This is a genomic window from Nocardia grenadensis NBRC 108939, assembly GCF_001613445.1.
In the GTDB taxonomy this organism is placed as follows: domain Bacteria; phylum Actinomycetota; class Actinomycetes; order Mycobacteriales; family Mycobacteriaceae; genus Nocardia; species Nocardia grenadensis.
In genome coordinates, this window is record NZ_BDCJ01000029.1 from 98,928 (window position 1) to 113,332 (window position 14,405).

General features: G+C 69.5%; 16 protein-coding genes. 1 reads left to right on the forward strand and 15 read right to left on the reverse strand.

The features are described from left to right. Nucleotides 1-4: 4 nt before the first annotated feature. The 12 genes from smc to NGR01S_RS27220 all read right to left on the reverse strand — a co-directional run bounded on the left by smc (nucleotide 5) and on the right by NGR01S_RS27220 (nucleotide 11,844). On the reverse strand, nucleotides 5-3,628 hold the full coding sequence (smc, locus tag NGR01S_RS27165; protein ID WP_063041728.1) for a chromosome segregation protein SMC: 3,624 nt from the start codon (nucleotides 3,626-3,628) through the stop codon (nucleotides 5-7). A 179-nt stretch (nucleotides 3,629-3,807) separates the two neighbouring features. After that, a complete protein-coding gene (locus tag NGR01S_RS27170) occupies nucleotides 3,808-4,227 on the reverse strand; it encodes a DUF1707 SHOCT-like domain-containing protein (RefSeq protein WP_063041730.1) in 420 nt (139 codons plus the stop codon). A gap of 98 nt (nucleotides 4,228-4,325) precedes the next feature. Beyond that, the gene (locus NGR01S_RS27175) at nucleotides 4,326-4,622 is read right to left on the reverse strand and encodes an acylphosphatase (protein WP_169811978.1); all 297 of its coding nucleotides are present in this window, start codon (nucleotides 4,620-4,622) and stop codon (nucleotides 4,326-4,328) included. Between the two features lie 2 nt (nucleotides 4,623-4,624). Next, nucleotides 4,625-5,110 (reverse strand): OsmC family protein, encoded by a 486-nt coding sequence (locus NGR01S_RS27180; RefSeq protein ID WP_084481760.1) that lies wholly within the window; start codon nucleotides 5,108-5,110, stop codon nucleotides 4,625-4,627. Nucleotides 5,111-5,163: 53 nt separating this feature from the next. Further along, the gene (locus NGR01S_RS31235; RefSeq protein WP_169811976.1) at nucleotides 5,164-5,334 is read right to left on the reverse strand and encodes a hypothetical protein; all 171 of its coding nucleotides are present in this window, start codon (nucleotides 5,332-5,334) and stop codon (nucleotides 5,164-5,166) included. Nucleotides 5,335-6,394: 1,060 nt separating this feature from the next. Further along, on the reverse strand, nucleotides 6,395-7,459 hold the full coding sequence (locus NGR01S_RS27190) for a PHP domain-containing protein (protein WP_063041734.1): 1,065 nt from the start codon (nucleotides 7,457-7,459) through the stop codon (nucleotides 6,395-6,397). A gap of 3 nt (nucleotides 7,460-7,462) precedes the next feature. Further along, complete coding sequence (locus NGR01S_RS27195; RefSeq protein ID WP_063041736.1) at nucleotides 7,463-8,044, reverse strand: dihydrofolate reductase family protein; 582 nt, start codon at nucleotides 8,042-8,044, stop codon at nucleotides 7,463-7,465. 82 nt (nucleotides 8,045-8,126) lie between these two features. Beyond that, complete coding sequence (gene mutM, locus NGR01S_RS27200; RefSeq protein WP_063041738.1) at nucleotides 8,127-9,014, reverse strand: bifunctional DNA-formamidopyrimidine glycosylase/DNA-(apurinic or apyrimidinic site) lyase; 888 nt, start codon at nucleotides 9,012-9,014, stop codon at nucleotides 8,127-8,129. Next, nucleotides 9,015-9,737, reverse strand: coding sequence for a ribonuclease III (rnc, locus tag NGR01S_RS27205; RefSeq protein WP_063041739.1), 723 nt, complete (start codon nucleotides 9,735-9,737; stop codon nucleotides 9,015-9,017). 14 nt (nucleotides 9,738-9,751) lie between these two features. Then, entirely contained in the window at nucleotides 9,752-9,934 is a 183-nt protein-coding gene (gene rpmF / locus NGR01S_RS27210) for a 50S ribosomal protein L32 (protein ID WP_039825884.1), read from the reverse strand. 2 nt (nucleotides 9,935-9,936) lie between these two features. After that, nucleotides 9,937-10,596, reverse strand: coding sequence for a YceD family protein (locus NGR01S_RS27215; protein ID WP_063041741.1), 660 nt, complete (start codon nucleotides 10,594-10,596; stop codon nucleotides 9,937-9,939). A gap of 501 nt (nucleotides 10,597-11,097) precedes the next feature. Further along, a complete protein-coding gene (locus tag NGR01S_RS27220; RefSeq protein WP_063041743.1) occupies nucleotides 11,098-11,844 on the reverse strand; it encodes a DivIVA domain-containing protein in 747 nt (248 codons plus the stop codon). Between the two features lie 224 nt (nucleotides 11,845-12,068). Here NGR01S_RS27220 and NGR01S_RS27225 point away from each other — a divergent pair, with 224 nt between their 5' ends. Beyond that, nucleotides 12,069-12,644, forward strand: a complete 576-nt coding sequence (locus tag NGR01S_RS27225) for a GtrA family protein (protein ID WP_084481757.1) — start codon at nucleotides 12,069-12,071, stop codon at nucleotides 12,642-12,644. Here NGR01S_RS27225 and coaD read toward each other — a convergent pair. The 3 genes from coaD to NGR01S_RS27240 all read right to left on the reverse strand — a co-directional run. Then, nucleotides 12,612-13,097: a pantetheine-phosphate adenylyltransferase gene (gene coaD, locus NGR01S_RS27230; RefSeq protein ID WP_063041745.1), complete on the reverse strand. Its 486-nt coding sequence runs from the start codon at nucleotides 13,095-13,097 to the stop codon at nucleotides 12,612-12,614. The genes NGR01S_RS27225 and coaD overlap by 33 nt on opposite strands. Nucleotides 13,098-13,100: 3 nt before the next feature. After that, nucleotides 13,101-13,694 (reverse strand): 16S rRNA (guanine(966)-N(2))-methyltransferase RsmD, encoded by a 594-nt coding sequence (rsmD, locus tag NGR01S_RS27235; RefSeq protein ID WP_063041747.1) that lies wholly within the window; start codon nucleotides 13,692-13,694, stop codon nucleotides 13,101-13,103. After that, on the reverse strand, nucleotides 13,691-14,405 hold a 715-nt coding region (locus NGR01S_RS27240), incomplete at its 5' end, for a biotin/lipoyl-containing protein (RefSeq protein WP_305781580.1). The genes rsmD and NGR01S_RS27240, both read right to left, overlap by 4 nt.

Below are 14,405 nucleotides of genomic sequence, written 5' to 3' on the forward strand. Positions count from 1 at the left end.
GCGGTTACTCCGCCGCGCTACCGGCCGCCGCGAGATCGTGCCCGCGCAGTCGCTGCGAGATGACCTGGGTGATGCCGTCGCCACGCATGCTCACGCCGTAGAGCGCGTCGGCGATCTCCATGGTCGGTTTCTGGTGGGTGATGACGATCAGCTGACTCTTCTCCCGCAACTGCTCGAACAGTCCGATGAGCCGGCGCAGGTTGGTGTCGTCGAGTGCCGCCTCCACCTCGTCCATCACATAGAACGGTGAGGGGCGGGCGCGGAAGATGGCGACCAGCAACGCCACCGCCGTGAGCGATTTCTCCCCACCGGACAGCAGTGACAGCCGCTTGACCTTCTTCCCGGGCGGCCGCGCTTCCACTTCGATACCGGTGGTGAGCATATCGGTGGGGTCGGTGAGCAGCAGCCGGCCGTCGCCGCCGGGGAACAGCGCGGCGAAGACCTGGACGAACTCCCGTTCCACATCGGCGTAGGCGTCGGTGAAGACCTGCAAGATCCGGGTGTCGACCTCGGCCACCACATCCAGCAGGTCCTGGCGGGCCTTCTTGACGTCCTCGAGCTGGGTGGCCAGGAAGTTGTAGCGCTCCTCGAGCGCCGCGAACTCCTCGAGGGCCAGCGGGTTGACCTTGCCGAGAGTGGCCAGATCCTTCTCGGCGCGTTTGGCCCGCCGCTCCTGCGACGCGCGGTCGAACGGCATCGGGGCCGGTGCGCTGACCTGCTCACCGCGCTCTTTGGCCTGCTCGTACTCCCGCATCTCCAGTTCGCTGGGTGGCAGGGCCACCGCGGGACCGTATTCGGCGATGAGATCGTCGAGCGCGATCCCGAACTGTTCGGCGATGGTGGCTTCCAGCTGTTCGATCCGCAGCGCCGCCTGCGCTTTGGCGACCTCGTCGCGATGCACCGCGTCGGTGAGCTGTTCGAGCTGGGCGTTCAGGGCCCGCACCCGCTCTTTGATCCGGTCCACCTCGGTGGCGCATTCGGTACGCCGCCGGACCAGTTCGTCGCGGCGAGCGGCGGCGACCGCCACCACCTTCTCGAGTTCGGCCGCCAGGTCCGCACCGGATCCGGCGACCGCGGCGGCGACACCGGCGGCCTGGCGCCGGGCGGCCTGCGCCCGTTCGGCCCGGGCGCGGGTCTCGCGTTCGCCACGGGCGGCGCGCCGGAGCGTTTCCGCCTTGCCGCGGACCGATTCGGCGCGCTCCTCGGCCGTGCGCACCGCCAGCCGCGCCTCCACCTCCATGGCCCGGGCCTCGGCGAGCGCGGCGGCGGCCTCCTCCCGGGCCAGTGCGGCGGCCTCCGTTCCGGCGGCGCCGGCGGCATCGCTGTCGGAATCGGCCTGTTCACGCTCGGCGTGCCGCAGCCGGTCCTCGAGTTCGGCCAGCTCGCCGACCGCCTTCTCGTGCGCGGTCTCGGCATCGGCCCGCTGGCCGGTCAGCCGCTCCGATTCGGCGTCGGCCGCGCGGACGGCCGCCCCGAGGCGGCCGAGCCGCTCGTAGACGGCATTGAGGGCCTGGTCGGATTCGTGCAGGGCCAGCAGGGCGTGGTCGACCGCTTCCTTACGGTCGGCCTGTTCCTCCAGCGCCCCGGCCAGGCTCGCCTCCAGTTCTTCGGCGTGCCGGCGCGCGGCGACCAGGTCGGCCTCGGCGGCATCGATACTCGCCTGGATCTCCAACCGGCTCGGCGACCGGTCCGAACCACCGACCAGCCATCCGGTCCCGGCGAGATCGCCCTCGCGGGTGACGACCCGCAGTTCCGGGCGCGCACTCAGCAGCGCGGCTGCCGCGTCCAGATCGTCGACCACCGCGACCCGGCGGGTCAGCGCGACCACGGCCGCGCGGACCGGACCGGGGCAGTCCACCACATCCAGCAACCAGCGCGCCGGCCCGGGCAGCGACGGTTCTTCGAGATCCGCCGCCGCCGGACCCTCGTACACCAGCGCGGCCCGCCCACCGTCGGCCTTCCCCAGCGCGCGCAGTGCGCTGAGCGCCGTCTCGCCGGTATCGGCCACCACCGCTTCGGCCACCGGCCCCAGTACCGCCGCGACCGCGGCCTCGTACCCGGTGTGTACCCGCAACCGTCCCGACAGCGGGCCCAGCAGTCCGGCCGGATGGTTCTCGGTGAGCCAGGCCGCACCGTCGCGGCTGGCCAGGTTCATACCGAGCGCTTCGATCCGCGCGGTCAGCGAGGCCACCAGCCGGCCGGCCTCCCGATCCTCGGCGCGCAGCTCGGCGACCCGGCGGTCGGCCAGGCCGAGCGCCTCCACGGCGTGCTCGTGCTGGGCGTCGAGCCCGGCCTCACCGGCCTCCAACTCGGCCAGTTCGTCCTGCACCGCATCGAATTCCGCCCGTGCCGCGGTACCCCGGGCCCGGGCCTCGGTGATGGCGGTGGACAACCGCATGGTCTCGGCGTCGATCGATTGCGCGCGGGTGCGCAGGTTCTCGACCTGCCCGGACAATCGGACCAGCCCCTCGCGCCGGTCGGCGATGGCGCGTACCGCGGCCAGATGCGCCTGTTCGGCGGCCTTGGCGGCGTGCTCGCGATCCCCCAGGCTCTCACGCGCGGCCTCCAGCGTCTCGGTGGCCATTTCGACGGCCTCGCGCAGTTCGGCTTCCTCGGCCTCCACCCGGTCGGCTTCGGCCTCGAGCTGATCGGGGTCGCGGCCGGTGTTCGCGGGGGCGGCCGTATCGAGGTGGCGGGCGCGATCACCGGCGATCCGGATGGTCGCGTTCACCCGTTCGGAGAGGGCGGAGAGCTGGAACCACAGCTGTCCGGCGGCCTCGGCGCCGGGAGTGAGCCGAGAGAGTTGGTATTCCTGCTGGGCGAGCGCGGCATTCGCGGCATCGAGTTCGCTGCGCACGGTGATCTGCTGTTCCCGCGCGTAGGCCTCTTTGCTCTGCTGGCTCTCCAGTTCGCTGCGCCGGGTGACCAGATCGTCGGCGGCCAACCGCAACCGGGCGTCGCGCAGATCCGCCTGCACCGTCTGGGCCCGGCGCGCGACCTCGGCCTGCCTGCCCAGGGGTTTGAGCTGGCGGCGCAGTTCGGTGGTGAGGTCGGTGAGCCGGGCCAGGTTGGCCTGCATCGCATCCAGTTTGCGAACGGCCTTTTCCTTGCGTTTGCGGTGTTTGAGCACACCGGCGGCTTCCTCGATGAACGCGCGCCGGTCCTCGGGGCGCGATTCGAGGATCGCCGAGAGCTGGCCCTGACCGACAATGACGTGCATTTCCCGGCCGATACCGGAATCGCTGAGCAGTTCCTGGACATCCATGAGCCGGCAGGAGTTGCCGTTGATCTCATATTCTCCGGCGCCGTCGCGGAACATGCGGCGGGTGATGGAAACTTCGGCGTAGTCGATGGGCAGGGCCCCGTCGGAATTGTCGATGGTCAGCGTCACCTCGGCGCGGCCCAGCGCGGCCCGCCCGGAGGTACCGGCGAAGATGACGTCCTGCATCTTCCCGCCGCGTAGCGCCTTGGCACCCTGTTCGCCCATCACCCAGGTGAGCGCGTCGACGACATTGGATTTGCCGGATCCGTTCGGTCCCACTACACAGGTGATCCCGGGCTCGAAGCGCAGGGTCGTCGCGGACGCGAAGGATTTGAAACCCTTCAACGTCAAACTCTTCAGATGCAACGCCGACGACCCTTTCGCCTCCGTGACTCTCCGCCTCGCCCAGGCCGATCAGCCATGGTAAAGGCCTGTGGCGCCGTGACCCCAACCGGCGCACCGACCGTGGCCGATCGATTGCCGGGCACCCCGGCGACCGCGACCGGGCGTACCCGGCGGCCGGATGTCAGGAAGGCTACCGGGTGTTATACCTTTCGGCGATGGCGGTGGCCGCTCTCGATACCGGTTGCCGCCCGCGCCGCCAGCACCGCGCCCCACGGGCCGATGACCCACATGGGCCAGAAATAGGTGAACTCACCGACCCCCAGCGAGATCGCACCCCAGATCACCAGCACGAGCACGCTGACCGTGAGCCACGCGCCGGCCTCGATCCGCTGCCAGATCGGGAAGCGCGAACGCGATGTCGCCGGACGCACCGGCGCCAGGGTGGGCAGGTCCGCGAGGACGCCGGTGAGCTCCTCCCGGGTGGTGGTGCGATATACCTGCGCGACCCGCTGATCGTATTCGGACAGGTCGATGCGGCCGTCACCGAGATGGCGGCTCAGATCGCGCACGATTCGATCGCGTTCGACATCCGAGGCCCGGGTTCCCGTCGTGATCTCCATTACCGCTCCCCTTACAGGTAGGACCACATTCCACAGTGGATGCACTCAGAGTGGACCTTCCACTGTGTTATGTCAAGGGTGCGCGGTGCTTCGCCGGATCACCGTTCGGCGAAACCTTCCAGCCCGCCCCGCGCCGGCTCCCACGACTCGACCACCAGATCCACCCGGCCGGGCGTATCCCCCGACCGCAACAGCGCCAGCAACCGGTCGGCCGCGGTCCGCGGCCCCTCCGCCACCACGTGTACCCGGCCGTCGGCGGCATTCGTGGCATGCCCGGTGAGGCCGAGTTCCAATGCGCGTGCCCGCGTCCACCAGCGGAAGCCCACGCCCTGCACGTATCCGTGCACCCAGGCGCTCAAGCGCACCGGGCCGGTTCCGTCCGTCGCCGCGGCCACGATCAGTCGACCGTGTCGATATCGAACGACAGCGTCACCTTGCTGCTGGCCTTCAGCGTGCGGCCGACCGTGCAGACCTTGTCGATGGCCCGCTGCACCGTCACCAGCAACCGGTCCCGAGCCGCCGCGTCGAGTTCGCTGAGATCGAGCTCGAAGACCTCGTCGAGCTGGGGGTACACCTCGTTCTCCCGGTCGGCGGCACCGGACACCCGGATGGTGGCGTCGTAGTCGTCGCCGAGCCGCCGCGACAGCGGGAAATCCGAGCTCATCCCCGAGCAGGCCGCCAGCGCAATCTTCAGCAGCTCACCGGGGGTGAATACGCCGGGTACACCCTCGGAACCGATGAGCACCTCGGCGCCGCGCGAATTATGACCGGTGTAATGGCGGGTACCCGTCCGTTCCACCCACAGGGTGGTCGGCCCGGCCTGCGCCGCGGGCGCCGTCTCGCCCGCTGCCGGGGCGGATGCCGCAGAGGTGTTGTCAACCATGCTCGCGATCCTGCCACCCGCCGTCGCCGCACCGCGCACCCGACCTCGACCGATCAGCGTCGGTGCGGCCGACGACGGCTGCGCACCGGCACCCGGACCCGGTGCTCGTCGCGCGCCCGGAGAAACAACGCCACGGCCCGCAGCATGAGCAGTCCGAGGACGAATCCGGCGATCAACACGCACGCCGCCAGGGACATGGTCGTCTCCCGTCCGGTTCCCGGCACCGGAGACCCTCCGGCACCGTACCGCGCCCGTGGTTCCGGGAAGTTCCGGTCGTTTCAGGGCGGTACATCCAGAAACTACCCCGCAGATCGGGCCGGACACTCGATACTTGCGCTTTGTTCACGCAGGCGTGCGCGGGGTCACGACGCCGAGCATCGCGCCGCCGACCGGCCGCGCGACGAACCGGCCCCCGAAACATCCCGCGGGTCGCCGAGCCTTCTTTCCCGGGATTCGAAGGTCCAGCGCGAGCCCGAGCCGGCACAGCGGTTGACCGCCGGCTCACATCCGCCCCTGGAAAAGCGCGGATCTGCCCGGCCGTCAGATTCCCGCACCCCCGTACTCGCATGCACGACCACCGAGAGCAGCGATACCGCCGCCGGCCGCTGCACCAGAGCCGGATAGTCCGCACCCTTGGGTGCGTCACCGACCGCGAGCAGCCCCGTGGCCCACCGGCCTCTTCTTCGAGCCGCGCCGTACCGCGTTCGCTGCCCTCGAAGCCAAAGGTGACACCGGCCCCGGGACAGGTCTGCTCGTAGAGCCGGGCCGCCCCGGAGCACCGGTTCGAAGGCGGCGGAACCGACCACGGTCGGCTCACCGGTGGCGCCGGCCCAGCGGCCGCGGGATCGGGTTCGGCGATATCGATGGTGGTGGCGCCGTTGTTCTCGATCCGCACCAGCGCCACCGACAGGCCCTGCAGGTTGCGCGCGGTGCCGTCGGAGATCCGGCGGAGTTGCCGCAGCGCTCCCGCGTGCCCGGATTCGGCCGCACCGGTGACCGGGGTGTCCATCTGCACCCGCCACCCGAGCCGTTTCCGGCCGACGAACACGAACTCCTACAGGAACGCGCCCACCGGGATCGCGATACCGACCAGCGGGAGAACACGATTGAGCAACAGTTCGCTCACCAGGGCTACCGTCCCCCGGATCGACCGAGTTCTCCCCATCTTCGGCCACCGGAGCACGACACCGGCTGCGCACGTGGACTGTTCGACCGGTGATCACCCACAGTCACCGACGGCCGGGCGAGGTGATCACCTCATCCGGTCGCGACGGTTCCCGCCGGTCACCCGTCGGAGGTGCGCGTCCACTCCAGCAGCTCATCCACCGGGCGGGTGTTCACGATCCGGTCCGGCGGGACCTCAGCGGCCACCGCGCGGGCACAGCCGTAGCCCTGCCAGTCCAGCTGCCCCGGTGCGTGCGCGTCGGTGTCGATGGAGAACTCGCACCCCATCTCCACGGCGAGCCGGATCAGCCGCGACGGCGGGTCCCGTCGTTCGGGGCGGCTGTTGATCTCGACCGCCGTACCGTAGCGGCGGCAGGCCTCGAATACGATCCGGGCGTCGAAGTTCGATTCCGGCCGGGTTCCACGCGCGCCCTCGACCAACCGGCCGGTGCAGTGGCCGAGTACATCGACATTCGGATTCGCCACGGCATACACCATCCGCCGGGTCATGGTGTCGCGGTCGTCGCGCAACCGCGAATGCACACTGGCGACGACGATATCGAGTTCGGCGAGCAGTTCGGCCTCCTGATCGAGCGAGCCGTCGTCGAGGATATCGACCTCGATCCCGGTCAGTACCCGCAGCGGCGCCAGTTCCGCGTTGAGCGCGGCCACCACGTCGAGCTGGCGGCGCAGCCGGTCGGCCGAGAGCCCGCCTGCCACGGTGAGCCGCGGCGAATGGTCGGTGAGGGCGCAGTACTCGTGCCCGATCGCGGCCGCACAGCCCATCATCTCGGCGATCGGGCTGCCGCCGTCGGACCAGTCCGAATGGGTGTGCAGATCACCGCGCAGCAGTTCCCGCAGCGCCGCGCCCCCGGCGCCGATCGGTGGCGCGGTGGCGCGCAGTTCGGCCAGGTAGCGCGGCACGGTCCCCGCGTACGCCTCCTCGATCACCGCGGCGGTTTTCGGGCCGATCCCCGCCAGCTCCTGCCAGCTGCGATCGCGGCGGTGTCGCTCGGCCGCGGCGTCGTCGAGGCCGGCGAGGACATCGGCGGCCCGGCGGTAGGCCTTCACCCGATGCGTCTGCGCCCGATCGCGTTCCAGCCAGAACCCGATCTCGCGTAATGCCGCGACGGGACCCGGAGCGGGCCGGCCGCCCTGTTCCGTCCCCTGCGGCTCGTCCGCCACCGCCTACCCCACCCGGCCGTACTTCACGAAGGCCACACCGTCCTCGAACACCTGACTGGTGATCACCCGGAAACACGCCGGATCCGGCAGTTGCGGACCGGTGCCGAACAGCGGCCGCCCCCGGCCCAGCACCATTGGATACAGCTTCAAGAAAACCTGATCTATCTCCGGCAGCAGCGCCCGGGCCAGTTCACCGCCCCCGCACAACCAGATACCGAGACCCTGCTCCCGTTTGAGTGCGGCGACCGCGGCGACCGGATCGGCGCCGATCAAGGCCACCGCCGGATCCGGTGGCTCGGTGAGCGTGGTGGACACGACATACTGCCGCAGATGCGCGTACGGGCTCGCGGTACCGGTCCGGACCCCGAAATCGTGGGTTCTGCGACCCATGATCACGGTGTCGAAATTCTCGTTACGCTTGGTGATGCCGAGCGATTCGCGTACCCGCGACGGCAGCGTTTCCGGATACTGGGCGGTGATGGCGGGGCCGTGATCACCACCGACCGGGAAGAAGTCCACCGAACCGTCCTCCGTGGCGATGAACCCATCAATGGTGGCCGCGACGTAGTAGGTGAGCTTGCGCATGGCCTGCCTCCCAGCCGGACCGGGTCGGTGATCTTGCCGAGGCCCACCGTAACCCGCCGCCGGGCCGGGCGCGAGAGGGTCGTCAGGAGGAAATCCGCCGCCCGCGTGGTGGCGGCTGACAGCGCGGACAGGAATAGGACGAGCGGTTCATGAACTTCTCCCGCACGATCATCGCCCCGCAGCGCGGGCACAGCCGGTCACCACGCCCGTACACCGCGAGCGCCCGCTCGAAGTAGCCGGATTCGCCGTTCACATTCACATAGAGCGCGTCGAAGGAGGTGCCACCGGCGGCAAGCGCGTCGGTCATCACCGCGCGAGCCTCGGCGAGCAGGGTGCGCAGTACCGGACGGGTGAGCACCGAGGCGATCCGGCCGCCGTGCACCTTCGCCCGCCACAGCGCCTCGTCGGCGTAGATATTGCCGATCCCGGAGATCACGGCCTGATCCAGCAGCACCCGTTTGATCTCGGTGTTCTTGGTTCGCAGCACACCGACCACCCGCTCGGCGTCGAACCGGGGGTCCAGCGGATCGCGGGCGATATGCGCGAGCAGGTCCGGGAGCAGGTCGCCGTCCACCTTCACCAACGGTGCCAGCACCCAGCCACCGAAGGTGCGCTGGTCGACGAAGCGCAGTTCGCGCCCGTCGTCGAGGGTCGCCCGGATATGGGCGTGCTTCTCCACCGGGGCACCGGCGGACTGCACCAGCATCTGCCCGCTCATACCCAGATGCACCACCAGCGCGGTATCGGCGGATCCGCCGCCGGGCTCATCGAAGGTGAGCCACAGGTACTTCCCGCGCCGCTGCGCCACGGCCACTGTGAGCCCGGTGAGCCGGGCCGCCATATCGGCGGCGCCCGGTTCATATCGGCGCACCGACCGCGGATGGGTGACGGTGACCGATTCGACGGTCCGCCCGCACAGATGCTCGGTGAGGCCGCGACGTACGACCTCCACCTCGGGGAGTTCGGGCATTCAGGATTCGCCGGTCAACGCGCGGTAGGCCGCGCCCGCCGCCTTCTGCTCGGCTTCCTTCTTCGACCGGCCGACCCCCTGGCCATAGGCATCCCCGGCGATAACGGTGGTCGCGGTGAATTCCTTGTCGTGGTCGGGGCCGGTCGAGGTGATCTCGTAGCTGGGCACACCGAGGCCGCGTTCGGCGGTCAGCTCCTGCAGGCTGGTCTTGAAGTCCAGCCCGGCGCCCATTCGCGGACCGCGTTCGAGCAGGTCGGCGAACAGCCGCAGCACCACCTCACGGGCCACGTCGATACCGTGCTCGAGATGGACGGCGCCGAGCAGCGATTCCATACCGTCGGCGAGGATGCTGGGCTTGTCCCGGCCACCGGTGAGTTCCTCACCTTTGCCGAGCAGCAGATGCGCGCCCAGACCACCCTCGCCCAGATTGCGTGCCACCTCGGCGAGCGCGTGCATGTTCACCACGCTCGCGCGCAGCTTGGCCAGCTCACCCTCGGATTTCTCCGGATGCTCATGGTAGAGCCGTTCGGTGATGCTCAGACCGAGCACCGAGTCCCCGAGGAACTCGAGCCGCTCATTGGTCGGCAGGCCGCCGTTCTCGTACGCATACGAGCGATGGGTCAGCGCCAGTCGCAACAATTCCGGAGCCACCTCGACGCCCAGGGCGGCGAGCAGGCCCGAATGATCACCCGGTTCACCGGGTTCGTCTTTACCCGCGGTCAACGGTCGACCGGGGGTCAGACGGCGGAAACGACCTGGCGGCCCTTGTAAGTACCGCAGGAGGGGCACGCGATATGCGGCGGGGTCTTCTGACCGCACGCCCGGTTCGGGCAGGTGATCAGGGTGGGGGCGGCGGCCTTCCACTGGCTGCGCCGCGACCGGGTGTTGGAACGGGACATCCGGCGCTTGGGAACGGCCACGACTATTTCTCCTCTGTACTGTTACGTGCTGTATCGGCGGAAGGGTCTCCGGTGGCCGCACCCTCGTCGGGGCTGCCGCTGCCGGGCGATCCGGGGGCGAATTTCGCCAGCCCGGCCCAGCGGGGATCAAGTATCTCATGCCCGTGATCGGATCCTGCAATCGCCATCCGAACACCACACTCCGGGCACAGCCCCTGACAGTCGGGGGAGCACAGCGGCTGCAGCGGCAACTCCAGGCCGAGCTGGTCCACGACCAGGGGTTCGAGGTCGATGAGATCGTCGCTCATCCGGTAGACCTCGTCCTCGGAGGAGGTCTGGTCGGTGGCACTGTCCGGGTAGGCGAACAGCTCGGTCAGCGACAACCGCACGGTATCGGTGAACGGTTCGAGGCACCTCGAGCACTCACCGGCCACCGGAGCCTCGAGCGTCCCGGTGACGAGCACTCCCTCGGATACGGATTGCAACCGCAGATCCAGCTCGACCTCCGCGCCGACGGGTACGCCGGCGAGGTCGAGTCCGAGTCGTTCGGTGGTGGTGACCGTCCGCCGCAGTTCGCGCATCGAGCCCGGGGCGCGACCGAGGCTGCGGACATCCAGCACGAAACCCGCGCCGTGTGCACGAGATGCACCGGAACGCGAGCGCGCGGTGGTATCGGCAGGCATCGCAAACACTCCACTGGGTGGGTCGGGGCTGTCGGTTTTGCGCCGGAATCGGCGAGCAACCACACCACAGTACGGCGAACCCGTCACCCGGGCAAAACCGTGTTTTCGGCGCGTTGGCGCACGCGGGGTCGAGGCCCCCCTTGTTTCTCGCCGTTCCGGTCGGCATGCCGACCCACGCGCCCAGGGCTTTCGCCACTTCGGTCCGAACACCTGCCGCCTACTCCGGATGGTCGGCATTCGGGGCCCGCCCCCGGTTCTGGAGCGTGTGCAGCCGACAGTCCAGAGACCGGTGACCATTGAGCACTTACCGTGCTGTGAGCCTCCCCAAGCCGGTCGAGGCACGCGACCGCATGCACCTTCTGCCTGTTCCGGAGGGTCTACCCCAGTAGTCGGGGCCCCGATTCCGGACCGACGGAGCGAAGGAGCGCAGCGACCGATCGGAGAAGTATCGGGGTCACCGGGCCCCGACCCGCGCGCCGGAGGCGCGCAAATGAATACAGCTCACCGCCGGAACTCCGCGGCATAGTCGGGGACGCCCGCCCCGTTGCGCAACTGCTGGCGGCCCCGGCCGACGGTGCGCAGCGCACTGCCGAGGGTGTCCTCGAACTCGGCGAGCTTGGTGTCGACGTAGTGGTCGCAGTCGGCGCGCATCCGGTCGGCGTCGGCGTGCGCCGTATCGATGATGCGCGCCGATTCGGCGTGCGCGGCCCGCACCACCTCGGTGTCCTCCACCAGCCGGCGCTGCTCGGCCTGGCCGTCGGCGACCGAGCGGTCGTAGGAGGCCTGGCCTGCCTCGATGGTCCGGTCGGCCTCGGCGCGGGCCCGGCCGGTGACCGCCTCGTATTCGGCCTTGGCATCGGTGACCAGACGTTCGGCCTCGGCCGTGGCCGTATCGACCATCCGGTCGGCGTGCGCGGTGGCCTCGGCGACCATCCGGTCGGCGTGTGCCTTGGCCTCGGCGAGGATCCGGTCGGCCTCGGCGCGGGCGTCGGCCACGGTGCCGGCCGCCTGTTCGTCGGCGGACCGGATGGTGTCCTCGGCGAGCCCCCGGGCGTCGTCGACGATCTTGTCCCGGTGGTCGAGCACATCCTGGGCGTCGTCGATCTCGGTGGGCAGCGCGTCGCGCACATCGTCGAGCAGATCGAGTGTTTCCGGACGCGGCACGATGCAGTTGCGCGTCGCGGGGATACCCCGCGCCTCCTCGACTATGGCGACCAGTTCGTCGAGCGCCTCGAATACCCGGTACATGCTCACTGTCCTCCTGCTGACGATCGGCGATACATCACGCCGTTCCCAGTGTGCCCCGGGCCGGTGGATGCGCCGAACCTACTTTCGGTGTGTCGCCCGGTCTGCCCGATATCTGCGAAGTCACACAATCAACTGGAGGCCCACTCTCCGCTTGGTGTTAAATTCTTGGGGAGCCCCACCGCGGCGCGGAGGGCTGCCTGTCCCTTGCCCGATCGGAACCGCCCATGACCGTCCTGCAGTTGCCTACTTCCACGGCACTGACCGCCGGGGATCTGGATATCGATTGGCCGGAACCGTTCGCCCACGCCGCCTGGCGGCAGCGCCTCGTGCAGTACCTGCGCGGGGACCATGCGTTCCCTCAGTTGATTCGTTTCGCACTGGTCGGCGGATTGAGCAATATCGCCTATGTCCTGCTCTTCCTGAGCCTCACCGGCGCCGGGACCTTGCTCGCCAATGTGGCCGGCTCGGTCGTGAGCACCGTGTTTGCCAACGAACTGCACCGCCGGCTCACCTTCCACGCCGCCGAGCGGGTCGGCTGGTTCACCGCGCAGTGGGAAGGCGGCGGCCTGGCGCTGCTGGGGCTGGGTATCAGCACCGCGGCCCTCGCCGCGGTGGGCGTATTGGCCCCGACGCTGAACGAACCCACCCAGGCCGCGGCCGTGCTGGCGATCAGCGCCGCGGTCGGGGGTCTGCGGTTCTTGGCGTTGCGCGGTCTGGTGTTCCGGCCGCTGCGGCGGGCCCGGGAAATAACCGCCCAGCGGTCCGGATCAGCCCGCCCGCTCGGCCAGCCGGTCGAGTAGTCGTTTGTGCACCAGCGGCGGCAGCATATCGCTGATATCGCCACCGAAGGCCGCCACTTCCTTGACAAGGGAGCTGGACAGGTAGCTGAAGGTGGGGTTGGTCGCGATAAAGAAGGTGTCGACGCCGGAGAGCTTCTTGTTCATCTGCGCCATCTGGAGCTCGTAGCCGAAATCACCGGCGTCGCGCAGCCCTTTGACGATGGCGCTGATGCCCTGTTCGCGGGCGAAATCGACCAGCAGGCCATCCCAGGAGGCGACCCGCACGTTCGCGAGGTCGGCGGTGGCGTCACGCAGCATCTCGATCCGTTCGTCGATCGAGAACATGCCCTGCTTCTTCTTGTTGATCATCACCGTGATCACGACCTCGTCGAACTGCTCGGCGACCCGCCGGAACACATCGAGATGGCCGTTGGTCACCGGATCGAAGGATCCCGGGCACAAAGCTCCTGCCATGGGTCAGACGCTAGCAGGTTCTTCCGGTTCCGCCGGGGTCGCGCCGACGTACACCGCCGACTCGATCCGGGTCTCCCCGTAGCGCCGCGCGACGCGACTCTCGAAGCCTGCGGGCCAGGCGATCTCGGCCGACCGCGCGGAACGTTCCACCAGCAGTAACGCCTCCTCGGCGAGCCATCCGTGCGCGGCGAGCGCCGTGAGATCGCCCTCGACGGCCGCGGTCGGCAGTTCGTAGGGCGGATCGGCGAACACCAGATCGAAAGCGCCCGCGCCGCCGTGGGCGAGCACCTGCGTCACCGTCCCGATCCGCACCTGCGCACCACCCAGGCCCAGCTCGGCGATATTGCCGCGCAGCACCCCGGCCGCCCGCCGGTCCGATTCGACCAGCAGCGCCGCGGTGGCACCGCGCGACAGCGCCTCCAGCCCGAGCGCGCCCGAGCCGGCGTAGAGGTCGAGCACCCGGGCGCCCGCGAGTTCCATCCACGCCTCGATCGAGGAGAACACGGCCTCCCGGACCCGGTCCGCGGTGGGCCGGGTTCCGGCCGGCGGCACCTTCAGGCGCCGCCCACCGGCGGTCCCGGCGACGATCCGGGTCATTCGGATTCGCGCTCGCCCAGCTCGACCAGCAGATCACCGCCCTCGACCTGCTGCACCTGCGCGATGGCCACCCGACCCACCACACCGCCACGCGGCGCGGTGATGGCGGCTTCCATCTTCATGGCCTCGATGGTGCCGATGGTGTCGCTCGAGGCGACCGTTTCGCCTTCGGCCACGGTCAGCGTCACGACACCGGCGAAAGGCGCCGCGATGTGATGCGGGTTGTTCTTGTCGGCCTTCTCCGCGGCCGGGACCTCACTGGCGATGGAACGGTCACGCACGGAAACCGGCCGCAACTGTCCGTTGAGGATGCACATGACCGTGCGCATCCCGCGTTCGTCGGGTTCGGAGATCGCCTCCAGACCGATGAGTAGGATGACACCCTTCTCGAGCTGCACCCGGTGTTCCTCACCATGGCGCAGGCCGTAGAAGAACTGATTGGCCGACAGGCCGGTGGTATCGCCGTATTTCTCCCGATGCGCCAGGAATTCCGCGGTCGGGCCGGGGAACAGCAGCCGGTTGAGGGTCGCGCGACGCTCGTCGGAGGTACCGGCCAGACCCGCTTCGTCCGCCTCGGACAACTCGGATTCGGGTTTGGCCGCGCCCCGGCCGGCGAGCGCCTTCTCCCGGAACGGCTCGGGCCAGCCACCGGCCGGTGTGCCGAGTTCCCCGCGCAGGAAACCGATCACCGAATCCGGGATGTCGTAACGG